The 24,843-nt window shown below is 34.4% G+C and carries 25 protein-coding genes; 17 read left to right on the forward strand and 8 right to left on the reverse strand.

Going from position 1 to position 24,843, the window contains the following annotated elements; genetic code table 11:
* Positions 1–71: 71 nt before the first annotated feature.
* The 4 genes from EG849_RS04885 (at position 72) to EG849_RS04900 (ending at position 4,501) form a co-directional block, all read left to right on the forward strand.
* Positions 72–1,289, forward strand: a complete 1,218-nt coding sequence (locus EG849_RS04885) for an RsmB/NOP family class I SAM-dependent RNA methyltransferase (RefSeq protein ID WP_125011969.1) — start codon at positions 72–74, stop codon at positions 1,287–1,289.
* Between the two features lie 4 nt (positions 1,290–1,293).
* A complete protein-coding gene (locus EG849_RS04890) occupies positions 1,294–2,385 on the forward strand; it encodes an endonuclease (RefSeq protein WP_125011970.1) in 1,092 nt (363 codons plus the stop codon).
* A 128-nt stretch (positions 2,386–2,513) separates the two neighbouring features.
* Positions 2,514–3,623 (forward strand): endonuclease, encoded by a 1,110-nt coding sequence (locus EG849_RS04895; RefSeq protein ID WP_158611917.1) that lies wholly within the window; start codon positions 2,514–2,516, stop codon positions 3,621–3,623.
* Positions 3,624–3,706: 83 nt separating this feature from the next.
* Positions 3,707–4,501, forward strand: coding sequence for a class I SAM-dependent methyltransferase (locus EG849_RS04900; protein ID WP_199732255.1), 795 nt, complete (start codon positions 3,707–3,709; stop codon positions 4,499–4,501).
* An 82-nt stretch (positions 4,502–4,583) separates the two neighbouring features.
* Here the strand turns inward: EG849_RS04900 and rho are convergent, their stop codons facing one another.
* Complete coding sequence (rho, locus tag EG849_RS04905) at positions 4,584–6,404, reverse strand: transcription termination factor Rho (RefSeq protein ID WP_125011972.1); 1,821 nt, start codon at positions 6,402–6,404, stop codon at positions 4,584–4,586.
* Between the two features lie 185 nt (positions 6,405–6,589).
* Between rho and EG849_RS04910 the strand changes: the two genes are divergently transcribed.
* The 4 genes from EG849_RS04910 (at position 6,590) to EG849_RS04925 (ending at position 9,916) form a co-directional block, all read left to right on the forward strand.
* The gene (locus EG849_RS04910) at positions 6,590–7,003 is read left to right on the forward strand and encodes a DUF4293 domain-containing protein (protein WP_125011973.1); all 414 of its coding nucleotides are present in this window, start codon (positions 6,590–6,592) and stop codon (positions 7,001–7,003) included.
* Positions 7,004–7,162: 159 nt separating this feature from the next.
* Positions 7,163–7,822 carry a response regulator gene (locus EG849_RS04915; protein ID WP_125011974.1) on the forward strand — a complete coding sequence of 220 codons (660 nt, stop codon included), beginning with the start codon at positions 7,163–7,165 and terminating at the stop codon, positions 7,820–7,822.
* A gap of 15 nt (positions 7,823–7,837) precedes the next feature.
* Positions 7,838–8,161, forward strand: coding sequence for a hypothetical protein (locus tag EG849_RS04920; protein WP_125011975.1), 324 nt, complete (start codon positions 7,838–7,840; stop codon positions 8,159–8,161).
* Between the two features lie 216 nt (positions 8,162–8,377).
* The gene (locus tag EG849_RS04925; protein ID WP_158611918.1) at positions 8,378–9,916 is read left to right on the forward strand and encodes a tetratricopeptide repeat-containing sensor histidine kinase; all 1,539 of its coding nucleotides are present in this window, start codon (positions 8,378–8,380) and stop codon (positions 9,914–9,916) included.
* Between the two features lie 165 nt (positions 9,917–10,081).
* On the opposite strand, the gene EG849_RS04930 is transcribed toward EG849_RS04925, so the two are convergent.
* On the reverse strand, positions 10,082–10,579 hold the full coding sequence (locus tag EG849_RS04930; protein ID WP_125011977.1) for a metallophosphoesterase family protein: 498 nt from the start codon (positions 10,577–10,579) through the stop codon (positions 10,082–10,084).
* A 185-nt stretch (positions 10,580–10,764) separates the two neighbouring features.
* On the opposite strand from EG849_RS04930, the gene truA reads away from it, so the two are divergent.
* From truA to EG849_RS04945, 3 genes are all read left to right on the forward strand, one after another.
* Positions 10,765–11,511, forward strand: coding sequence for a tRNA pseudouridine(38-40) synthase TruA (truA, locus tag EG849_RS04935; protein WP_125011978.1), 747 nt, complete (start codon positions 10,765–10,767; stop codon positions 11,509–11,511).
* Positions 11,512–11,566: 55 nt separating this feature from the next.
* Positions 11,567–13,279 carry an ABC transporter ATP-binding protein gene (locus tag EG849_RS04940; protein ID WP_233581749.1) on the forward strand — a complete coding sequence of 571 codons (1,713 nt, stop codon included), beginning with the start codon at positions 11,567–11,569 and terminating at the stop codon, positions 13,277–13,279.
* 97 nt (positions 13,280–13,376) lie between these two features.
* Positions 13,377–13,841: a hypothetical protein gene (locus EG849_RS04945; RefSeq protein ID WP_125011980.1), complete on the forward strand. Its 465-nt coding sequence runs from the start codon at positions 13,377–13,379 to the stop codon at positions 13,839–13,841.
* A gap of 183 nt (positions 13,842–14,024) precedes the next feature.
* Here the strand turns inward: EG849_RS04945 and EG849_RS04950 are convergent, their stop codons facing one another.
* Positions 14,025–14,441, reverse strand: coding sequence for a response regulator (locus EG849_RS04950; protein ID WP_125011981.1), 417 nt, complete (start codon positions 14,439–14,441; stop codon positions 14,025–14,027).
* 205 nt (positions 14,442–14,646) lie between these two features.
* On the opposite strand from EG849_RS04950, the gene EG849_RS04955 reads away from it, so the two are divergent.
* Complete coding sequence (locus EG849_RS04955; protein WP_125011982.1) at positions 14,647–15,153, forward strand: response regulator; 507 nt, start codon at positions 14,647–14,649, stop codon at positions 15,151–15,153.
* 377 nt (positions 15,154–15,530) lie between these two features.
* The gene (locus EG849_RS04960) at positions 15,531–17,642 is read left to right on the forward strand and encodes a glycoside hydrolase family 97 protein (RefSeq protein ID WP_125011983.1); all 2,112 of its coding nucleotides are present in this window, start codon (positions 15,531–15,533) and stop codon (positions 17,640–17,642) included.
* 56 nt (positions 17,643–17,698) lie between these two features.
* On the opposite strand, the gene EG849_RS04965 is transcribed toward EG849_RS04960, so the two are convergent.
* From EG849_RS04965 to EG849_RS04980, 5 genes are all read right to left on the reverse strand, one after another.
* The gene (locus EG849_RS04965; RefSeq protein WP_125011984.1) at positions 17,699–18,079 is read right to left on the reverse strand and encodes a PH domain-containing protein; all 381 of its coding nucleotides are present in this window, start codon (positions 18,077–18,079) and stop codon (positions 17,699–17,701) included.
* Positions 18,080–18,092: 13 nt separating this feature from the next.
* The gene (locus tag EG849_RS04970; protein WP_125011985.1) at positions 18,093–18,638 is read right to left on the reverse strand and encodes a hypothetical protein; all 546 of its coding nucleotides are present in this window, start codon (positions 18,636–18,638) and stop codon (positions 18,093–18,095) included.
* A gap of 108 nt (positions 18,639–18,746) precedes the next feature.
* The gene (locus tag EG849_RS04975; RefSeq protein ID WP_125011986.1) at positions 18,747–19,019 is read right to left on the reverse strand and encodes a hypothetical protein; all 273 of its coding nucleotides are present in this window, start codon (positions 19,017–19,019) and stop codon (positions 18,747–18,749) included.
* A gap of 35 nt (positions 19,020–19,054) precedes the next feature.
* Entirely contained in the window at positions 19,055–19,213 is a 159-nt protein-coding gene (locus EG849_RS15585) for a hypothetical protein (RefSeq protein WP_158611919.1), read from the reverse strand.
* Between the two features lie 446 nt (positions 19,214–19,659).
* A complete protein-coding gene (locus EG849_RS04980; RefSeq protein ID WP_125011987.1) occupies positions 19,660–20,754 on the reverse strand; it encodes an MBL fold metallo-hydrolase in 1,095 nt (364 codons plus the stop codon).
* 163 nt (positions 20,755–20,917) lie between these two features.
* On the opposite strand from EG849_RS04980, the gene EG849_RS04985 reads away from it, so the two are divergent.
* From EG849_RS04985 to EG849_RS05000, 4 genes are all read left to right on the forward strand, one after another.
* Positions 20,918–21,223 (forward strand): hypothetical protein, encoded by a 306-nt coding sequence (locus EG849_RS04985; RefSeq protein ID WP_125011988.1) that lies wholly within the window; start codon positions 20,918–20,920, stop codon positions 21,221–21,223.
* Positions 21,224–21,355: 132 nt separating this feature from the next.
* On the forward strand, positions 21,356–21,928 hold the full coding sequence (locus EG849_RS04990; protein WP_125011989.1) for a non-canonical purine NTP diphosphatase: 573 nt from the start codon (positions 21,356–21,358) through the stop codon (positions 21,926–21,928).
* 100 nt (positions 21,929–22,028) lie between these two features.
* Positions 22,029–23,948, forward strand: a complete 1,920-nt coding sequence (locus EG849_RS04995) for a DEAD/DEAH box helicase (protein ID WP_125011990.1) — start codon at positions 22,029–22,031, stop codon at positions 23,946–23,948.
* A gap of 87 nt (positions 23,949–24,035) precedes the next feature.
* A complete protein-coding gene (locus EG849_RS05000) occupies positions 24,036–24,791 on the forward strand; it encodes a carboxypeptidase-like regulatory domain-containing protein (RefSeq protein ID WP_125011991.1) in 756 nt (251 codons plus the stop codon).
* Positions 24,792–24,843 lie beyond the last annotated feature (52 nt).

The following is a 24,843-nucleotide window of genomic DNA, read 5'->3' on the forward strand; positions in this document are numbered from 1 at the left end:
CTGCAAAGCATAACCATCAGGTTGGCAAACAATAAAAAAAATGTGATACCTTTGCACCTCAATTACAGAAAATGAGATTACACAGAAATTTAGTTTACACAACCATTGATTCATTGAATGCAATTTTCAATGATAAAGAATATGCAGATAAGGTTGTGGCAAGAGCTTTGAAAAAAGACAAACGTTGGGGAAGCGCAGATAGAAAATTTGTAGCCGAAACAATCTATGATATCGTTCGTTGGAAACGATTATATATGGAAATCGCCGAAGTGAAAGAACCGTTAACCAGAGATAATATTTGGAGAGTTTTTGCAGTTTGGGCGGTTTTGAGAGGTTACCCAATTCCGGATTGGAGACAGTTAGAAGGAACTCCAGAACGCAAAATTAAAGGCCGTTTTGATGAGCTTTCAAAAATCAGAAAATACAGAGAATCGATTCCAGATTGGATGGACGAAGTGGGAATCCAAGAGCTTGGAGAAGAACTTTGGTCAAAAGAAATTGCGGCGCAGAACCAGCCTGCAAAAGTAATTTTGAGAGTCAATACTTTAAAAACTACGAAAGAAAAACTTCGCGCCATTTTAATGGATTTGAACATTGAAACTGAATTCTTGAAAGACCAGCCAAACGCTTTGGTTTTAAAAGAAAGAGCCAATGTTTTCTTGACAGATGCTTTCAAAGAAGGATTTTTTGAAGTTCAAGATGCGAGTTCGCAGTTAGTTGCCGCTTTCTTAGACGTAAAACCAGGAATGAGAGTCGTTGATACTTGTGCTGGCGCAGGCGGAAAAACATTGCACATGGCTTCTTTAATGGAAAATAAAGGGCAATTGATTGCAATGGACTTATACGAAAGTAAGCTGAAACAATTGAAATTAAGAGCCAAAAGAAACGGTGCTTTCAATATAGAATACAGAATAATTGACACTACAAAAGTAATCAAGAAACTGCATGAAAAAGCAGATAGAGTCTTGATTGACGCACCTTGTAGTGGTTTGGGCGTTTTAAAAAGAAACCCAGATGCCAAATGGAAATTACAGCCTGAATTTATAGATAATATTAGAAAAGTACAAGCCGAAGTTTTAGAAAATTATTCTAAAATTGTAAAACCAGGCGGAAAATTGGTTTATGCCACTTGTTCTATCTTACCATCTGAAAATCAAGAACAAGTAAAAAAATTCTTAACCACAGACATAGGAAAAAGTTTTACCTTTGTAAAAGACACAAAAATCTTGGCTTCAGAGTCAGGATTCGACGGTTTTTACATGGCTTTGTTAGAAAGAAAAGAAAATTAAGATTATGAAAAAACTTTACTCGTTAATTGCGCTCTTTTCGATTGCATTAACTTTCGCACAAGCTCCCGCAAACTATTATAATTCGACGAACAACCTTACAGGATATCAATTAAAAACAGCATTGTACAATATTATTAAAGACCATAACGACCGAGGTTATGCGGGCTTGTATACGACTTACCAAACATCAGATGTGAAAACAAATGGCAAAGTTTGGGATATGTACTCAAATTGTGATTTTACTTTTGGAACAGTTGCAAATGGTGGTAATCAAGACAACGGAACAAATCCAAGCGGTGAATGCGTATTCTTCAATCGCGAGCATACAGTTCCTCAAAGTTATTTTGGGAACAATGCATTACCAATGTATGCAGATGCACATTTCGTACTTCCGACTGATAAAATTGTAAATGCAAGAAGAGATGATTATCCTTTTGGAAAAGTAGGAAGCGCTTCTTACACTTCTGCTAATGGTTCGAAATTAGGAAACAACTTAAATTCAGGATATTCAGCTGGATATTCAAGCACAGTCTTTGAACCAATTGATGAATACAAAGGTGATTTTGCTAGATTATTATTTTATTTTGCAACCAGATATGAGACACAATTAGCAGGATTTTACACAAGTTCTTCTTCAACCTCAAAAGCAATGTTCGACGGATCTTCAGGGAAAGCATTTTCAAATACGTTTTTAAATATCTTATTAACATGGAATCTTCAAGATCCAGTGAGTGCGAAAGAAATCACAAGAAACAACGCAATATACGCTCGCCAAGGAAACAGAAATCCTTTTATTGACAATAATTCTTATGTGACTTCAATTTGGGGATTGCCTCTTGGAACCGAAACATTTGATACTTTAGCTACAGTTTCTGTATATCCAAATCCATCGAACAATCACAGAATCAACATTGAAACCGAACAAATTTTAGACGAAATTCAATTAATCAGCGTAAATGGACAATTGATGCAACAAATTAAAAATCCAAACGCTCAGAACAATACTTACACTTTAGAGAATCTTCCTTCAGGATTTTATTTCTTGAAATTGACCTCTGAAAATCAATCTAGTGTGAAGAAAGTTATCATCAACTAACCTTCTTATTTAAATTTTTGAAAAATGCCTAATAATTATGTTAGGCATTTTTTTTACCTAAAGTTTTAACACACAATTCGAAAAAAGTCACAAGAAACAAATTACATTTGCCGTCCAAAATTTATTCAATGAAAAAAATTTATACAATTGTATTACTATTTGTTGCAGTAATGGCTTTTCCTCAAGCTGGAGCTCCTGCGGCTTATTATAATGGCTCCAACTGGAATCTTACCGGAACTTCATTAAAAACTGCGCTTGCAACAAAAATAACTTCAACACACACCCGAAAAATATCGTATGATAATATTTGGGATGCAAGCCAAGTGACAGACTTAGATCCAGCAGACGTAACAAATACAAATGTATTATTGCTATACGGATTTAGCAATAATATTTGCCCAGCTTCTAGTTCAGACGGTGATGACCACAGAAGAAGGAACAAAAATTCTACAGGAGGAGGCAATTCTTGTATATGGAACAGAGAACACACTTATGCGAAATCACTAGGAACGCCGGCTTTAGTAGATGGAGGTTCGGGATCTAGCAGTGACGCTGGAGAAGACGCACATCACATTCGCCCTTCAGATGTTGACAGAAATGGAAATAGAGGAAGCAAAAAATTTGCGCCAGGTTCAGGCAACTCTGGCAATGTAGCTGGAGGTTGGTATCCCGGAGATGAGTGGAAAGGTGATGTCGCCAGAATGATGATGTACATGTATTTACGTTATCCAACGCAGTGTCTTCCAAAAAATGTAGGTACAGGAACAACCGTTTCAACAGACACAAACATGATTAATTTATTTTTGCAATGGAATGCAGAAGATCCTGTTTCAGCTTATGAAGACAAAAGAAATACTTACCATGGAAACACTTCAAACAGTTATGCGCAAGGAAATAGAAATCCTTTTATCGACAATCCTTATTTGGCAACTGTAATTTGGGGCGGACCTGCTGCAGAAAACCGTTGGCCAAATGTATTCTTGTCAACTCCAGATTTCGATTTTGCGACTGTTTCTGTGTATCCAAATCCATCAAATAATCATAAAATCAATATCGAAACAGAACAAGTTTTAGACCAAATTCAATTGATCAACATCAATGGCCAATTGATGCAACAAATTAAAAATCCAAATGCTCAGAACAATACTTACACTTTAGAGAATCTTCCTTCTGGATTTTATTTCTTGAAATTGACTTCTGAAAACCATTCGACTACTAAGAAAGTTATCGTGAACTAATTTTCTTTAAATCATACAATTACCCAAAGGCTTTCTGAATTCAGAAAGCCTTTTTTTCATATATTTAGTCCCAAAAAATAATCATGGAAGAAAATTACATAGATATAAATCGAAAGACTTGGAATGAAAAAACCGAATTTCATATCCAATCTGATTTTTACAACCAAGAAGAATTTTTAAAAGGAGAAAATTCTTTAATGCCAATCGAATTAGAATTATTAGGAGATATCACAGGCAAAAGCGTTTTGCACTTGCAATGCCATTTTGGGCAAGACACGATTTCTTTTTCAAGAATGGGCGCAAAAGCTGTTGGTGTTGATTTGTCGGATAATGCGATTGAAAAAGCCAGAGAAATTGCCCAACAATTAAATACTGAAACGCGATTTATTTGTTGCGATATTTATGATCTTCCAAATCATCTTAAGGAACAATTTGATATTGTATTTACCAGTTATGGAACCATTGGATGGCTTCCTGATTTAGACAAATGGGCAAAAATAATTTCACAATTTTTGAAACCTGGAGGCAAATTTATAATGGCCGATTTTCATCCGGTAGTTTGGATGTTTGACGATAATTTTGAAAAAATTGGCTATAATTATTTCAAATCAGAGCCAATTATTGAAACCGTTGAAGGAACTTACGCTTCTAAAAATGCTCCAATAAATTCAAAAACAATTACATGGAATCACAGCACAAGCGAACTTTTAAACAGTCTTCTAAAAAATAATCTTGAGTTGCATGCTTTCAACGAATATGATTATTCGCCTTATAATTGTTTCAATGCAACAGAAGAATTTGAACCAAAAAAATTCAGGATTAAACATCTTGAAAACAAAATCCCAATGGTTTATTCGATTTTGGCAACGAAAAAATAAACCTCATTAAAGCAAAAAACTCCAATCAAAAATTTTCTGATTGGAGTTTTTTTATTGTATTTGAATTTGATATTGCTATTGCCTAATCGTTCATAGAAATCAAAAACTCTTCGTTATTTCTAGTTTTCTTGAAACGGTCGTTGATAAAATCCATCGCTTCCACCGGATTCATGTCTGCCAAATACTTGCGCATAATCCACATTCTCTGAATAGTCGCTTCATCTAAAAGCAAGTCGTCACGTCGCGTGCTTGAAGAAGTCAGGTCAATCGCAGGAAAAATACGTCTGTTAGCAATTTTTCGATCCAATTGTAATTCCATATTACCCGTTCCTTTAAATTCTTCGAAGATAACTTCATCCATTTTAGAACCAGTTTCTGTCAATGCTGTCGCGATAATACTCAAAGAACCTCCGTTTTCGATATTTCTTGCCGCTCCAAAGAAACGTTTTGGTTTTTGCAATGCATTTGCATCCACACCACCACTCAATACTTTACCAGAAGCCGGCTGAACCGTATTGTAAGCTCTTGCCAAACGCGTAATTGAATCTAATAAAATCACAACATCGTGACCACATTCCACCAATCTTTTTGCTTTTTCCAAAACGATATTAGCCACTTTCACATGTCTGTCAGCTGGTTCGTCAAAAGTCGAAGCAATTACTTCTCCCCTAACGCTTCTTTGCATGTCAGTCACCTCTTCAGGACGTTCGTCGATCAATAAAACAATCAAATAAACTTCAGGATGATTTGCTGCAATTGTATTGGCAATATCTTTTAAAAGTACCGTTTTACCAGTTTTTGGCTGTGCTACAATCATACCTCTTTGCCCTTTTCCGATTGGAGAAAACAAGTCGATAATTCTTGTAGAAATAGAACTTTGTTTTCCTGCTAAATTGAATTTCTCGTCAGGAAAAAGTGGCGTCAAGTGTTCGAAAGAAACACGATCACGAACCACTTGCGGATCATGTCCGTTGATTTTCAAAACTCTCACCAAAGGGAAATATTTTTCTCCTTCTTTTGGAGGACGGACCACACCTTTCACTGTATCTCCGGTTTTTAAACCGAATAACCTGATTTGAGAAGTTGACAGATAAATATCATCGGGTGAAGCCAAATAATTATAATCTGAAGATCTTAAAAATCCATAACCGTCAGGCATCATTTCAAGAACACCTTCACTTTCAATAATTCCGTCGAATTCAAAATCGGCATCCCTGAAGTTTGGCTTTTTATTCCCTTTGAAGTTTGGATTTACATTTCCGTTGGGACCATTTCCGTTTTGATTCTGATTTGGGTTTGGATTATTTTGGTTCCCGTTTTGATTTCTCTGGTTGGGATTCTGTTTTTGGTTTGGATTCTGATTTTGATGTTGCGGTTTTGCAGCTATTTTTTCAGAAGCTGTAGTTTTGTCTTTTGCAATTGCAGGCTCTGTAGTTTTGTCTGCAACATTCTCAGTATTTTCTTTTGGAGCAACCGCTGGTTTATCAAGAATATTTTTCTTGAATTTTATAAGCTTTCTTTCCTTTTGTTCTGGAGCTGGAGTTTCTTCTTCTGTATTTTCAGAAGCTTTAGCTTCAGGAGCCACATCTTCACTCGGTGCTTTTTCTTGAGCTTCCTTTGCCTTGGCATCAGATTCAGAAAAAGGATTTTTATTTGCGGGCTTTATAATTTTAGGCTTTTTTTCAGGAACAATCCTAGCTCTTTTTGATTTTGAATCGGGTGCCTCTGGCGTTTCTTGTTGCATTGCAGGCGCAACTGATTCAGGATTTGCAGCTTGATAATCTAATATTTGATAAATCAGAGCTTCCTTTTTAACACCATTAAATTTTATTTTTTTTGTTGCTTTCGCAATATCTTGAAGCTCAGAAAGCTTCATTTCTTTTAATACATCAATATCAAACATAAATGTTATTTGAATAAATTGTGGAAACTTTTGTGAAGTGTGTAGTGTGTGATTTTTTTGAATATGGAAAATCCGACAAATGAAGTGTTTACGAATTTCTTATGCAATATTACGAATAAATTTTTATCAAGCAATAGTATTTATAAAAAAGAAAATATATTTTTGTAGAAAGAAAACAATCAATAATGATCCAAAGAATTCAAACTATCTATCTGCTCATTGCTTTCACTATCATGGGAGTTTTGCCTTTTATTTTTCCTTTGGAAACGGATACGTCGGGCAGCAAACCTGTTTTTTTTACCGATCACACGGCTGATTTGGTTTTGTTCCTGGGAAGTGCTTTACTTTCCATAATTACTATTTTTTTATTTAAAAACAGACAGTTTCAATTTGTTCTTGGCAGATTGAATATCATATTAAATTTAATTTTATTAGGATTATTTGTATATCATTCACTAAGCATATCCGGAGAAGGGGCGCCTTCTGAGAAGGGTATTGGGATGTTTCTACCTATTTTTTCTATCGTTTTTCTAGTGCTTGCAAATAAAGCCATAAAAAAGGATGAAGATCTCGTAAAATCTGTGGATCGATTGAGATAAACCTATAAACTTAGTTTATTTAGTGTTAAAAGCCCGAACAACTCGTTTGGGCTTTTTTTTGCAGTTCATCGGTTTTTTATTGCTTTTAATCTTAATTTCTTTTTGTAATATGATTACTTCAAAAAAAAAGTTAAATTTGAATTAGTCAATCCCCCACCTATGGACTCTAAAATTAAAATTCACCTCGCCGACGACCACAAGGTACTGATAGACGGAATGTTATCAATGCTCAAGACAAATTCCAGTTTTGAAGTAGTTGGTTTTTCTTTAAATGGAGAAAATCTTTACGAAGAAATACAAAACAACAAGGCTGATATCTTAGTCATGGATATCAACATGCCCATCAAAGACGGCATCGATGTGCTTCGAGAATTTTCAGTAAAAGGGTTTTGCTGCAAGGTTATCATCCTTTCCAGCTATGATGATGTAAAGATTATTAAAGAGGTATTAAAACTTGGTGCGAGCGGTTACTTAAGCAAACAAAGTGCCGGAGAAAATATTATTGAAGCCATCAATGTGGTTGCTTCTGGAGAAGAATTTTTTTCGCAATGCATCAGAGACCGGATTTTTCAATCTTTTTCAAATATTCCGCAGCAGAGCTACATTAACGAAGCAATGCCCCTTTCCTCAATTACCGATAGAGAATTAGAAATACTTAGGCTAATTACTTTAGAATATAGCGGCACTCAAATTGGCGATGAATTGAACATTAGCACCAATACTGTTGAAACACACCGAAAAAATCTGATTAAAAAATTAAATGTAAAATCAACGATTGGATTGGTGAAGTATGCTCTAAAACACAATATCATTATATAACAAAAAAATAAAATTATGTCAACATCAGCTTATTTAAGTACTTATGGAGTGAATTGCCAATCCTCTGATTGCACAGTTACTTTTTTAATTCCTGACAATTGTACTTTTACATTATCTCAAGATTCTGAGTCGACCCACCTTATAATAGTAGAATTAGGTCCAGATGAAAAAGATCCTTCAACAATATTTGAATCCGTCAACACTACATTTAATTATGAAGTAAACGGCGAATTATCAATTGCTTTTGTACTTCCTGATGTTACTATTGCAATACCAGACGAAAACCCACATCTTCCTATAAAAAAACCAAGAATAATTATTAGTTCTTTAAAACAATAGATGCGCGTATTCTATATAATTATAGTATTAATTATAAATTTTCAGTGCTTTTCTCAGTCATTTGAGCAGAGTACTGATTCTATAAATATTTATATAAAAAAAAGAGAATACTTAAAAGCGCTTAATCTCTCTCGCAAAAAATCTAATGAATATTTAAGAAAAAAAAATCATGCAAATTTCTGCGAAATAACCTTATTAAAGTCGAAAATATATTTCTTGCTTAACGATAAAGAAAAATCTTTTGAGAACCTTTTTCAAGTTTTAAAATTAACCGAAGAGCATAATCTAACAAAACTCAAGATTCAAACTTTAGAAGAAATTGGACATCGTTATTTTTCGATTTTTGATTACGAAAAAGCAAAAGTTTACTATCACAGATCACTCTATCTTGGCAAAAAAAATAATCTTTTAGCACCCAATTCCTACATTTATCAACGAATGTATGCGCTCCATTTTACGATTGAATCTGATAGTGCTTTTTATTATCTTGAGAAAGTTAGAATTGGAACACTTCAAAAAGGAAACAATCTTGAATTCGCAGTAAATTACAATAATTATTACAGTTATTATTCTTCACAAGAAAAATATAGTATTGCTCGAAAATATTTAGACTCGGCGCTCATTTATGCTGAGAAAAGTAACAACGCAACAATTATTACTACTGTTTTAAGCAACTTTGGCTACCATTATTTAGTAGTAGAAAAAGACTACGAAAAAGCAGTCGATGAATATCAAAAAATCATTCTTTTAAACCCACAAGACACAATTTCAACAGAAATGGCCGATGTTTTTATCAACATTTCTTATGGATATGAAATGCTGGGGGATTACAAAAATGCACATGATTATTTCAATAGATACAACACACTAACCCAAAATATATATCAAGGAAATTTAAAACAAGCAATCAACGATGTGGAAACCAAATACCGCATTGAAAAAATTGAAAACGAAAACAGGGAAAAACAGCAGATTTTTGAAGAAAAGCAAAAAAACAATCACAAAATTATACTGATTTTTATCGCTCTTTTCGCTTTCAGTACCATTCTTTTCTACTTCTTTTATCAAAACTTACGTCTTAAACAAAAAAATAAATTTATAGATTTAGACAGGCAAGTGAAACAAAACATTATCAATGCCTCGATGGATGGCCAAGAAATCGAACGAAAAAACATTGCCAACATATTACACGACAGCATCAGCGCGCTTTTATCATCGTCAGGTCTTCATCTTTCCGCCTATATTGCCAATAATCCTGAAGAAAAATCTGAAGAAATACAAAAAGCAAGAGAGATCTTAAAGCAAGCACACGATAATGTGAGAGATCTTTCTCACGAATTATTACCTCCACTTTTGGCTAAGTTTGGACTCTTTCACGCTGTTCTAGATTTAAGCGAAAAAAATTCAAATTCTATCTTGCACTTTGAATATTCAAGTTACGTTGCTGACGGCCGTCGTTACTCTGAAGAATTTGAAATGCGAATCTATTTCATTATTACAGAATTATTTAACAACATCATGAAACACAGCAATGCCTCAAAAGCATTCATCACATTTGAAGAGATCGCAAACAGATTGCTCATTACCATCGAAGATGACGGAAAAGGTTTTAATTCCTCAAAAGAAAATTCGAGCGACGGTTTTGGTCTTACCCAAATTAAATCAAGAATAAAACACTTAAAAGGAACAATCAATATCAACTCAAAAATAAATGCTGGTACATCAATTACTATCAATCTTCCAGTTCCAAAATAGTTTTGAACGAAATTTAAGGCATTTTCAGCCATCGCAATTCCCGCTGACGTTTCAATCTTTTATTTTTTTCAACCTTAAATAAATTCAGGTTTTAAAAATAAAAGGATTTCCACTCACATCGGGGTTAGTGAGCCATCCAATTACCTGTCTATAAACTTCCACAAACTACGCCTTCTTGCCGATTTCAATTACCTCCAAATCCTTAATCTTGTCACCATCAATCACGAATCGAAGCATCGTTCGCACCTGATGAAATCCCGAAATGCCACAAGCACCAGGATTCATGTGCAAAAAATTATACTTTTTGTCCATCATCACTTTTAAAATGTGGGAATGCCCAGTAATAAACAGCTTAGGTGGATCTGCCACAATGTCTTTAACAATATTCGGATTGTACTTTCCGGGATAACCGCCAATATGGGTAATCCAAACATCAACACCTTCACACATAAAACGGTTGTGCAACGGAAATTCCATTCTGGCTTCATTGCTGTCTATATTTCCAAAAACAGCCCTCAAAGGTTTGTGTTTTTTAAGCGTATCCGTTACCGTCAGATCGCCAATATCTCCAGCATGCCAAACTTCATCCGCTTGGTCAACATATTTTAAAATAGTCGCGTCTAGGTGGCTGTGCGTGTCTGAAAGCAAAAGGATTTTTTTCATTGTTGTAAAAGAAGTTTCTAAGTTGCAAAGATACAACGTTGCCAATTAAATCTCTGTCATAAATAGCAATCTGCTTTTTAAAAACTAAGAAATTGGCTTTTAAAATTCAAAACTCTTATGAAAACTTTGCAATATCTATCTGTGAATCTTTGTAACTTTGCTAATCAAAAACTTTACGCATAATCTTGAGATATTTCATCGAATTCGCTTACAACGGAAAAAATTACCACGGCTGGCAGTACCAGCCCAATGCAGCTTCTGTCCAAGAAACCTTGGGCAAGGCGGTTTCAGTTTTGCTTAGAAATGAAACCGAACTTATGGGTGCGGGCCGAACTGACAGTGGCGTCCACGCCAGGCAAATGTTTGCCCATTTTGATACCGAAGCCGATTTCAATAAGAATACATTAGTCTCAAAATTAAACTCTTATTTACCAAAAGACATTGTTGTTTTTAATCTTCATCAAGTTGCCGACGAAGCCCACGCTCGTTTTGATGCAAAAAAAAGAACGTATGAATACCACATCCATACCTTTAAGGATGCTTTTGAAAACGAACAAAGCTGGTATTTGCATCAAAAATTAGATCTTGAAAAAATGAATCAAGGAGCCAAAATGCTCTTTGAATACCAAGATTTCCAATGCTTTTCAAAGGTCCATACCGATGTCATGACTTTTAATTGCAGTATTTTTGAAGCCCATTGGAAACAAGATAGAAACCGAATTGTTTTTACCATCGCTGCCGACCGGTTTTTAAGAAACATGGTACGTGCCATCGTGGGAACTTTGACAGAAATCGGTTCAGGGAAAAAAAATCTGGAAGATTTAAGAACCATTATAGAAAATAAAGATCGAAACCAAGCAGGAGCTTCTGCCCCAGCCCACGGGCTTTTTTTAACCAAAGTAGAATATCCTTATATCAAAAAAAATGAATAATAGCCCAAAAAATACGACCAAAAAAACCAATAACGTCAGTGTTTTTAAAAGGATAATGGAATACACAAAACCATACAAATCCAGGTATTACTGGGTGATCTTTTTTGCCATAACACTATCCGTTTTCGCAGCACTTCGCCCGTTTTTATTAAAGGAAACGGTGGATGAATACATTACTCCCCAAGATTCAGTTGGATTATTGTATTACATTTTACTGATGGCCGGAGCTTTAATTATGGAGGTTATTTCGCAGTTTTATTTTGTATACTTGGCCAACTGGCTGGGGCAAGATATCATTCGTGATATCCGCGTCAAGCTTTTTATCCATTTGATGAGTTTCAAGATGAAATATTTTGACAACGAACCTGTCGGAAAATTAGTAACGCGCTCGGTTTTTGATATTGAATCGATCTCAAAAATTTTTAGCCAGGGACTTTTTATGATCATCAGTGACTTGCTGAAAATGATTGTCGTGTTGCTGTTTATGTTTTACATGAATTGGAAACTGACGCTGATCGTAATGTGCGCGATGCCGATTTTGGTGATTGCAACACGCGTTTTCCAGAAAAAGATGAAAGTGGCTTTTGAAGAAGTCCGCACCCAAATTTCAAACCTGAATACTTTTGTCCAAGAACGTGTTACCGGAATGAAAATCGTACAGCTTTTCTCTAGAGAAGATATCGAATATGAAAAATTTAAAGTCATTAACGATAAACATAAAAAAGCGTGGATTAAAAACGTTTGGTACAACTCGATTTTCTTTCCAATTGCCGATATCATTTCATCGATTTCCCTTGGTTTAGTCGTTTGGTATGGTGGTATGAATATTATCGCAGAAAACGGTTCCACTTCTTTCGGAGATTTATTTTCTTACACCATGTTCATCGGCATGCTATACAATCCATTGCGACAAATTGCAGATAAATTCAATGAGATGCAAATGGGAATGATCGCTGCCAACCGTGTTTTTGAAGTTTTAGACATTAAAGAACACATTCAAGACAAAGGAAAAGAGGTCGCGCATATGTTCAACGGAAACATCGAATTTAACAACGTTCATTTCAGCTATACCGATAAAGAAGAAGTTTTAAAAGGAATCAATTTAGATGTAAAAGAAGGCGAAACTATTGCCATTGTTGGCGCTACCGGTGCTGGAAAATCCACAATTATCAACCTTTTGAACCGCTTTTATGAAATAAATTCAGGCGAAATTTTAATCGATAAAACTAATATTAAAGATTTTACCTTAGACAGTTTGAGAAACCAGATTGCCGTGGTTTTGCAAGACGTTTTTCTTTTTGCAGACACTATCCACAATAATATTACGCTTGAAAATCCTGAAATTTCAAGAGAGCAAGTCGTTAAAGCTGCAAAAAAAATTGGGGTCCATGATTTTATTATGACGCTGCCAAACGGTTATGATTACAACGTAAAAGAGCGCGGCGTAATGCTTTCATCGGGACAAAGACAGCTGATCGCTTTCTTGAGGGCTTTTGTCAGCAATCCAAGCATCTTGATTTTAGACGAAGCTACTTCTTCAATCGATTCTTATTCTGAAGACTTGATCCAACGAGCAACAGAAACAATTACCAAAGGAAGAACTTCAATTGTGATCGCACACCGACTTGCAACCATCATCAATGCAGATAAAATTATTGTAATGGAAAAAGGCCACGTTGTGGAGCAAGGATCGCATTATCAGCTGATCAATCAAGAAGAAGGATATTATAAAAACTTATATTATTCCCAATTTGCAGTTGAAAATTAAAAAATACTCAAAAGCCTTTTGTAAATTAGCAAAAGGCTTTTTTTTAAAATCCCGATTTAACTTATAGTATTTTTACCATAAATAAATATTTTTCAAAATGTCTGAAATAAGTACTATTCAAAAAACTTCATTACTAAAAAAATTATATCTGACTTTTTGGTCTACAAGCCTCATTATTTTTTTCATCGGAATTCCTTATAGAAATCAACCAGATGAAAATATAGACATTAATTTTGTAGATACTTATTACGTCATAGCTTTTTTTCAGTTAACTACCTTTTTTGCCTTGTTTTACTTTTTAATCGGTTTTGGGTATTGGCTTGTAAACAGACTAAAAGGAAGATTGAACAAAATTTTATTATTTGTCCATGCAATTATTATGTTGGGAAGTTTTATTGCTATATTAATTATATGGAATGTTATAGATGAATATGATATATTAAGAAACACAGCGTTTCTAATTAGCTTAACGCTAATGCTTTTTATCGCACAACCCATTTATGTAATCAATCTAATGCTCGGATTATTCAATTGGAGAAAAGATAGAAAAGCGAAATTTTAATTTTGTTTTAAAGAAGCAATACTTAGGTAATAAAAAACAGAAGTAAATTGTTCTACTATCATATTAACAATTTTCGCTATTACCATTTTAGTTTATTTTAATAAAAAAAGAAGACTATACAGATAGAAATTTTTGAATGAGAATAAATGAATAAAAATAAAAAAAACAAGAAACAGAACTCGATTAAACCTCTGTCTGATTACTCTCAATGTCAACAATCAAACGTTTCAAAATATTTTTCATTTCAGCTAATTCAGGAGTCCTAACTATAAAATCGGTTGTCCCTAATGATTTAAAAGCAGAAATAGTTACCTCACACATACTGTTTGAGTAAATAACGGTTCTAATAAAATCAAAATTTTGGTCTGCTCTGATTTCTTGAAATAATTCAAGCCCGCTTTTATTAGGCAGATGCATATTTAAAAAAATAAGTTTTGGTAATTCTTGAGAATTATCGTTGAGATAATCCATAAATGAAATTGAATCTTTAAAATAATGAAAATTATAATCGATTTCTAACTCATCTAAAGCAATTTGAAAAATGTATGTTTCATCTTGATCATTATCTACAAAAGCTATATTTTTTTTTTGAGGTGTCATAATTATTTAAGATTGTATAGTAAATTTAGTTCAATAAGTACAGCAATTTTAAAAAAATAGCATATTTTTATATTTCTTTTATGACATTAAAAAGCGCAACATTATAATTATATAAAGTGAATATGGAAATTTTATAACATTTAACAAGTGTTTATTTTTACATTTGCAGATGTTTCCCGTTCCAATTAATAATCTATTTTTTTCAATGAGTTTCAACTCCCAAAAAATTAATATACTCTTAGCAGACGATGATAATGAAGATCGCGAGCTTTTTGCCGAAGCGCTTCAAGAATCTGGTCTTGATTACAATTTAAAAACTTTCGAAAACGGAAAACAACTCGTCGATTATTTAAACTCTCCTGACAAAGAAATTCCAAATCTTTTGTTCTTAGATTTAAATATGCCATTGCTTTCAGGCTTAGAATCTTTAAAAATTATTCGCGCAAATGCAGCATTTGATCAAATGCCGGTGGCAATTTATTCTACTTCGTCTTCAGAAAATGATAAAAACAGCACTTTTGAAAACGGAGCTAATCTTTACATCAGCAAACCATCTGATTTTACCCAATTGAAAAAAATGCTGAAACAAGTTGTAATTATGCGTGATGATTTGGCAAATACTGAAATTGACAAAGACAAGTTTGTTTTCACCTTAGGCGTAATCGGAACACTGATTTATTTAAGCTCCATGGCTGGAAAGTTCTTCCACTAAAAATAAAACAAAACAAAAAAACCGCAAACTGAAATTCAATTTGCGGTTTTTTTATGGAGGGAATATAAAAATTGTTCCTTAACTACAGGCTTTTAATTAAAACATTTGTAGTAAAATTCAAGCTTCTGAGTGAGATTTTGTTACAATCAATAATTTAAAAATCCTATTAGATTAAATACGAAATTGAACTTTTTGAACGAATAAACAGCTAATCACTATTTTACCATTTCAAACATTTTCTTTAGGTAAAATACTTTTCAACAAAAACAACAACTATAACGTTGTAATTTGCGTTTGCCCTCCAAATCTAAAAATAACACCTGCCCCTACTGCTGATTTTGCTATTTTTACGATACATAAATAATAATGTTGTAATTATGAGTAAATTCTTTTCCACATTTTTCGTTCTGGCGGCTTGTTTTATGGTGCAAGCCCAAGAAATTTCTTCACCAGATAAAAATCTCAAGCTGAAATTCAGCGTCACAGGCAACGGTGTTCCGACTTATGAATTAAATTATAAGAACAAGGCCGTTATCAAAAACAGTAAACTGGGTATTGAAACCAAAGATGTGCCTTCCTTTTTAGAAGGTTTTACGGTTACAAAAGTTGAAAACAATACGTTTGATGAAACTTGGACTCCGGTTTGGGGTGAGCAAAAAACCATCCGAAATAATTATAATGAACTGCTTGTTACGCTTTCGCAAAAATCGGTAAAAGATCGTTTTATCCGAATTCGTTTTCGCGTTTTCAACGACGGCCTCGGTTTTAGATATGAATTTCCAGAACAAAAAGAATTGTCTTATTTCATCATAAAAGAAGAAAGAACGCAATTTGCCCTAGCTGGAGACCACAAAACATTTTGGCTTCCGGGCGATTTTGACACGCAAGAATACAGCACGGTGACTTCAAATTTATCTGAAATCAGGGGAAAAATGAAGGATGCTGTAACACCAAATGCGTCGCAACAGACTTTTTCTGATACTGGTGTCCAAACGCCTTTGATGATGAAAAGCAAAGACGGTTTGTACATCAATATACATGAAGCGGCATTGGTTGATTATTCAGCCATGTCATTGGAATTAGACGATAAAAATTTTATTCTAAATTCATTTTTGACACCTGATGCTATTGGCGACAAAGGTTATTTGCAAGCGCCAACGCAGTCACCGTGGAGAACCGTGGTGGTCAGCGATAAAGCAACTGAAATTTTGGCTTCAAAAATGATTTTAAACTTAAACGAACCTACAAAATACAAAGATGTTTCTTGGATCAAGCCTGTGAAATATGTTGGCGTTTGGTGGGAAATGATTACTGGAAAAAGCTCTTGGGCTTACAATGACCTGACAAGCGTTAAGTTAGGAGAAACGGATTACTCAAAAACAAAACCGAATGGAAAACACGCGGCCAACACAGCACATGTAAAAGAATATATTGATTTTGCATCACAACACGGATTTGATGCCGTTTTAGTCGAAGGCTGGAATGAAGGCTGGGAAGATTGGTTTGGTAAATCAAAAGATTATGTCTTTGATTTTGTAACACCTTATCCTGATTTTGACGTAAAAGAACTGCATAAATATGCGGCATCTAAAAACGTAAAAATGATGATGCACCATGAAACTTCAGGTTCGATCAGAAATTATGAAAGGCACATGGACAAAGCGTACCAATTTATGGTGGATAATGGCTATACTTCTGTAAAAAGCGGTTATGTGGGCGATATTATCCCTCGTGGCGAATACCATTACGGACAATGGGCTAACAATCATTATCTGTATGCTGTTACAAAAGCGGCAGACTATAAAATCATGGTGAATGCACACGAAGCGGTTCGCCCTACAGGATTGAGCAGAACGTATCCAAACTTGATTGGAAACGAAGCGGCGCGTGGAACGGAATATGAATCTTTTGGAGGAAATAATGCGGACCACACCACAATTCTTCCTTTTACGCGATTAATGGGCGGCCCGATGGATTACACCCCGGGGATTTTCCAAACCAAAGTAAATGTTTACAATCCGGATAATAATTCTTTCATCCACACCACTTTGGCAAAACAATTGGCTTTATATGTGACGATGTATTCTCCATTGCAAATGGCGGCTGATTTACCAGAAACGTACAACAAACATTTGGATGCATTCCAATTCATTAAAGACGTGGCGATTGACTGGGACGAAACCTATATTTTAGAAGCTGAACCAGGAGATTATATTACCATTGCAAGAAAAGCAAAGGGTAAAAACGAATGGTTTGTAGGTGGCATTACGGACGAGAACAAAAGAGTTGGCAATGTAAATTTTGATTTTCTTTCAAAAGGAAAAACCTACGAAGCAATCATTTACGCTGACGGAAAAGATGCCGATTACATCAACAATCCACAATCTTATGAAATCAAAAAGATGAAAGTAACTTCAAAGACTAAGCTGAAACAGCCAATGGCAACAAGTGGCGGTTTTGCAATCAGCATCAAGGAAGTTTCTAAATAAGAATCAAAAAAAATCCCAATCAATTGATTGGGATTTTTTTTGATTAAAAAGTCAGACTATTTTAAAACGTGATGCGCTAAAACTTTTTGCACTTCATACACGTTAACCGATTTATTAAATTGTTTTTTAATACTTGGAACTGCTTCGCTTGAAACCCATATTTTCAATTCTGCATCCAATTCAAAAGTTCCTGCGGTTTCTACACTAAAACGTGTAATCGCTTTGTAAGCAATCGATCTGTATTCTGTTTTACTTCCAGTGATACCTTGTTTTTCAACTAAAATCAATCGTTTGTTTGTAAAAATAAAAGTATCTCGAATCAATTTAAATCCCAATTCTATCACTTCTCCTTCCGTAAGAAGCATTTCATATTTTTTGTTCAATTCTTCAAGTCCAACTGAACCTGCGTTGCCTAATAATGCTGAAAACAATCCCATATCTTTTTTTTATTTATTCTTCTATTGAAAGCAAAGATTTTACAAATTTTCCGTTATTTCCAAATTCTTTTTCATAATTTTTTTTCGACTCTTCACCTTCATCAGCTATTTTTATCGAAAGCTTTTTCTCCATTTTCCAGCGAGGTGACGTATCATAAATTGCTCCTTGAAACTTTTTCGATAATTGACCATCGGTTTGAATTTCAATATTTCCAATGTAATAAACATTTGAATGTTCTGGAACAGAAATATTTGCATATCCTATCGGAAGATTTACAGAACCAAAAGGCGTATAAATCAATTTTATAAAATGATTTCCTTTTGGAACTTTCATAATCATTAATCCGTCTTGATTTAACTTATACGACAACACTCCCTTTTTATTTTCATCAAAATAAATCTTTGCGTTTTTAGTGATATCTTTCTCCTTATTCAAAATTTTAAACTGACCAATAATTACCGTTTCTGATTCTGAGACAACAGTATTTTTATCAAATTTTGAAGACTTGCAAGAAACAAGCGCGAAGGCAATTGCAAAAAAGTAATGTTTAGCTTTCATAAAAAATTTCTTTGTGTAAATTTACATTTAATCCTTTAAACTTTTGACAATAAAAAAAAACGGCTTACTTTAAAAAAGCAAGCCGTTTTTCTCACAATAATAATAAATTTAGCTTACAGCGTTCGAAGCTTTATCCTTTAAATCTGACGTAGAATTAATTGCTTTTTCTGCAATATTTTTACTTTCTTGAATTGCGTTTTCAGATACAGATACTGCTGAATCCTTAATTTTTCCAACTGAATCTTTGACCTTCCCGGCGATGTCTCCTGCTTTGTCAAGAATAGAATTTAAGGTATATCCTTTTTTATTGCAAATAATTCCTACTACTGCTAAGGCTGCAACTCCAGCTGCAATCCCTATAATTAATTTTTGGTTACTCATAGCGTTGTTTTATATATAGATTATTCTTGTTGTTCTTAAATAAATAATGGAAAACCATATTCTTCTTCGTGACCATCCAATTCGCGATCTTCCTCCTCATCATCGAAGATTTCCATCTTGTTGATAAATGTTTTTACAATGGTGGCTAAAGCAAGGCTCATGATTCCGAAAAGCAAAAGATTTTTTGTGTTCATTTCAATGTGATTTTAATGTTATAGTGGTTTTTAATTTTCCATTTGATATGAAATTACGATTAAAAAACCATTGCGAGAGCGCATTTAATATAACTTTAATAGTATTTGTAATGAGATGGGAGAATGTTGTAATGAGATTTTAGATATGGAAATTAAAAATGGATAATTCAGACTAAAAACAAATGAATGCAGTTCTTAATACACTGCTCATTTTCTACACTGCACCGCGCTCCATTCTAATTTCTAACTTCTATTTAAAAAAAAACAAAAATAATGCTTGCGCAATAAATAAATTAGACTACTTTTGCACCGAGAGACCTGGAAACAGGGTTACGCTCTTACCGCTTAAGCCGATCGCTCCAGATCGGCTTTTGCACTTTTTAGGCGGTACTGTTTTACGCAAAACCCTGATGCTAGCTTTAGTCTTAAAATTAATTACGGCAACGTTACGCCACTCCTTCCCACCATTTCTTCGTGTTTCCTAAATTTTCAAAATCTAGAATTTCTCCAATCATCGGATGCGCCAACGCCACATTCTGTAATTTCGCCTCTTTTTCCGCTCGAATTATCGGTTCATCCCAATCGTGCAGAGCCAACGGAAATTTCCCCCAATGCACCGGAAGCACTACTTTTGCATTTAAATCTTTTGAAGCTTGGATCGTTTCTTCTGGCATCATATGAATATGTTTCCAGTTTTTATTGTATTGCCCACATTCTAAAACAGCCAAATCAAATGGGCCAAATTGTTTTCCGAAAGCTTTAAAAAAGGCATCATATCCAGAATCTCCTCCTATATATATCTTTTTATTGGGCGTTTTTAAAACAAAAGAATTCCAAAGTGCTTGATTTCGCTTTAATCCACGTCCCGAAAAATGTCTTGAAGGAAGCGAATTAATCGTAAAACCATTTTTCAAATCAATTTCTTCATGCCAGTCCATTTCATGAATTTGGCTCAGGTCAAATTTCCAACGCTCAAAATGCTGTGCTGTTCCCAAGCTTGTAATCACCTTTTTCGTCTTTGATTTTAAATTGATGACAGTCTTAAAATCTAAATGATCCCAATGATCATGCGTAATTATTAAAAAATCTAATTCAGGAAAATCATCTGCGCAGTACACATTACTGCCTTTAAAGGCATTTACCGTATAAGAAAGCGGTGAAGCGCGGTTGCTAAAAACGGGATCAACTAAAAAAGTTTTACCGCTCAATTGCATGAAATAAGACGAATGTCCAAACCAGACTAAAATATCTTTTTGCGGATCTAAATTTTTCAAATCTGTTTTTACAGAAGGAATACGATCTTTTGGAGTGTTGCGTTTGCTTTTTCCAAAGAAAAATTCTTTCATAAACGTGTAATAATTCGCTCCATCGGTTAAATCAGGCGTAAAAGTGATGTTTCTGAACTGTCCATTCTTATAGTTTTCAGATTTTTTTACTCTTTCAAGCCTTGTTCCATTTGGTCTTCGTCCAAATTTTGGAAGATTAAAAAATAGAATAACGGATAGCGTCAGCAAGAGAAGCATCGTAATTGTAAAAGCCATTTTAAATACTAATTTCTACCAAAGCTATTGATAAATTAATTTCACTATTAAAAAATCTTCATAAATATTTGTGCAAAATCAACTTTTCTTTGGGTTTTTTCTAACAAAATTTCGGTTTTATAATTGTATTTTAGTGTAAATAATCTCAAAACAAACAGTTATCATGAACGATCATTTTAAAAATATAATTGACTCCTTAATAAAGAACGGTTTTATTGAATCAGAAACAAACGTGAAAGATTTGGGCCGTAAGTTAGATTTTAAGATTACGCAATATTCTTTAAATACCGACTTGAGCTTTAAATTTTTAAACAGCGACGATTTTATAAATTTCTTAAATTATTCCAGTTCTGAAGAAATTACTTCAGAAAAAATAGGCCTGATCAATTCTGCCATTTTAGAACAAGGCTTAGATCCTGGTGATTTTTTTTATGTAAATTTTTATAAAAAAGAAGTCAACGAACTTTAAAAGGTTATAAGGATTTGGGTTTATGGTTCAAAGGAATAAATTGTGAATATAAATTTTTTGTTCAAGAATAGTATCTTTGCTCAAAAGCTGAGTACTTACACCTTATGCCTAAAATCTTAAATCATCAAAAACATGCAACTTGTCTTCGCGTCCAATAACAAAAATAAAATTAAAGAGATCCAAAGTCTTTTACCAAATGATATTCAAATCTTAAGCCTGGAAGACATCGGCTGTTTTGAAGACATTGAAGAAACTGCCGAAACCATTGAAGGAAATGCGATTTTAAAAGCGAATTATGTAACCCAAAACTATGGTTACGACTGTTTTGCAGACGATTCAGGTTTGGAAGTAAATGCCTTAAATGGCGCACCTGGAGTTATCTCCGCACGTTATGCTGGGGAGCAAAAAAACGACCAAGACAATATGAACAAATTGCTTTCTGAATTAGAATCTCATTCTGACAGAAGCGCCAATTTCAAAACCGTTATCGCACTCAACCTTAACGGAAGGCAAGAATTATTTACAGGGAAAATCTTCGGAGAAATCACTTTTGAAAAAAAAGGAAGCAACGGTTTTGGGTATGATCCCATCTTTAAACCCGAAGGATTTTCTGATACTTTTGCACAACTTTCATTCGAAGAAAAGGGTTCTATTAGCCATCGAGCGAAAGCAGTCGCACAACTCATCGCTTACTTAAAAAAGTAACTTTCTGATTTTCAATATTTAATAAAAAAATAAACTTCTGTTTTGCATTAGTTTAAATGGTTTATTAAACGTACCTTTGCGCCCTATTTTAAATACATATATGAATAAATTTGAACAATTAGGATTGAATGAATCGTTACTGAAGGCGATTTTAGATCTAGGATTTGAAAATCCGTCAGAGGTACAGGAAAAGGCGATTCCCCTATTATTGGAAAAAGACACAGATATGGTTGCGTTGGCTCAAACAGGGACAGGGAAAACAGCAGCTTTCGGTTTTCCGCTAATCCAAAAAATTGATGCCAACAACAGAAACACACAAGCATTAGTTTTATCGCCTACACGCGAATTATGTTTACAGATTACTAACGAACTTAAAAACTACGCAAAATACGAAAAAAGTATTAATGTGGTAGCAGTTTATGGTGGCGCAAGTATTACAGAACAAGCAAGAGACATTAAGAGAGGCGCTCAAATCATTGTAGCAACTCCAGGAAGAATGCAAGACATGATCAACAGAGGTTTGGTTAATATTAAAAACATAGATTACTGTGTTCTTGATGAAGCTGACGAAATGTTGAACATGGGATTCTATGAAGACATCGTATCTATTTTATCTGACACTCCAGACGAAAAAAACACTTGGTTATTCTCGGCTACCATGCCGCAAGAAGTAGCTCGAATTGCAAAACAATTCATGAGCGAACCGGTAGAAATTACTGTGGGAACTAAAAATTCAGGTTCTGCAACTGTTTCTCACGAATTTTACTTAGTAAATGCTCGTGACCGTTATGAAGCTTTAAAAAGATTGGCGGATGCAAATCCAGATATCTTCTCTGTAGTTTTCTGTCGTACCAAAAGAGACACGCAAGCTGTTGCCGAAAAATTAGTAGAAGATGGTTATAGCGCCGCTGCTTTGCACGGAGATTTATCTCAAGCACAAAGAGACGGTGTAATGAAATCTTTTAGAGGAAGACAAATCCAAATGCTTGTTGCAACTGACGTTGCAGCGCGTGGAATTGACGTTGACAGCATTACACACGTTGTAAACTACCAACTTCCTGACGAAATTGAAACGTACAACCACCGTTCTGGAAGAACTGGTCGTGCTGGAAAATTAGGAACTTCTATCGTAATCGTGACTAAAAGCGAAATGCGCAAGATTTCTTCTATCGAAAGAATCATCAAGCAAAAATTTGAAGAGAAAACAATTCCATCTGGAATCGAAATCTGTGAAATCCAACTATTGCATTTAGCAAACAAGATTAAAGATACCGAAGTTGATCAGGAAATTGGCAACTACCTTCCGGCAATCACAAGCGTGCTTGAAGATTTGTCAAAAGAAGAATTGATCAAAAAAATTGTTTCTGTAGAATTCAACAGATTTATCAACTATTACAAGAAAAACAGAGATATTTCTTCTCAATCTTCTGGTGAAAGACGTGACAGCGACAGTGCTCCAAGAGAGAACAACAGCGGTGCGACTCGTTATTTCGTGAACATTGGTTCTCGCGATAATTTTGACTGGATGTCATTGAAAGATTTCTTGAAAGAAACATTAGACCTTGGTCGTGACGACGTTTTCAAGGTTGACGTAAAAGAAGGATTCTCATTCTTTAATACAGATCCAGAACACACTGATAAAGTGATGGAAGTTCTTAACGGATTTGAATTAGAAGGAAGAAGAATCAACGTTGAGATTTCTAAAAACGACGGTGGCGGAAGAAGCAACTCAAGAAGAGACCACAACGGAAGAAGTGGTGGCGGATTTGGTGGCGGAAGATCTGGTGGCGAAAGAAGCGGTGGTTTCAGAAGCGACAGAGGTGCAGCTCCAAGAAGAGAAGGTGGATTCAGAAGCGATCGCGGTGGATCATCTTCATCTGACAGACCTGCAAGAAGAGACGGTGGTTTTTCTTCTGACCGACCAAAAAGAGAAGGCGGTTTTTCTGAAAGAGCTCCGAGACGTTCTGATGCTTCAGGATCATCTGACGCACCAAGACCAAGAAGACCAAGAAGAGACTAATTTTTTTAGTTAATTTTCTTATAATTATACTGAGACTGCAAAATATCTTAAAGAGTTTTATTACTTTTAATGCCATTCAACAAGGCTATGAGATATTTTGCAGTTTTCTTTTTTTTCCTCCTCCACACTCTTGCCTTTTCGCAAGATAAAATTTCGGGTACAATTGTCAACGACAAGACTTTACTAGTGATTCCCGAGGTTAGTATCATCAACCTAAATAAAGTAAAAGGAACGACTTCTAACGGAAGCGGTGCATTCCAATTGGAAGCAACTGTAAACGATACGTTACACATTTCTTCGTTAGGCTATAAATCTATAAAAGTCAGAGTAACAAATGACTGGTTTAGAGATCAAAATACAAAAATTAAGATGACTGAAAAAGCCTATGCGCTACCAGAAGTCGTGATTAATCAATACAACCTTACCGGTTATTTAGAAGTAGATTACAAAATCATACCAATTAAAGAAAATTACCGCTACAGCATTTCTGGTCTTACGGCTGGATATGAAGTTGGTCATAATTCCCCAAATGCTTTCTCAAAAGTAATGGGATCTATTTTTAATCCCGCAGATATGCTTTATAATTTCTTTGGAAAAAAACCAACAGAATTAAAGCGTTTGAAGGAAATGAAAAAAGATGACAATGTCAAGAATCTTTTAGCTTCTAAATTTGACCGAGAAACACTAGGCGCATTATTAGGCGTTACACCAAAAGAAATTGCTGAAATTTTAGAGCGATGCAATTATTCAGAATCATTTATTAAAACAGCTAACGATCTTCAAATCATGGACGCTATTAATGAATGTTATGAGGAATATAAAATTTTGAAAGGAAAGAGATAAAAGACAATAATTACCATAAATCTAAGCATAATTTTATTTACTTATCTGAAAT

This window comes from Flavobacterium macacae, assembly GCF_003865365.1.
Taxonomy (GTDB): Bacteria; Bacteroidota; Bacteroidia; order Flavobacteriales; family Flavobacteriaceae; genus Flavobacterium; species Flavobacterium macacae.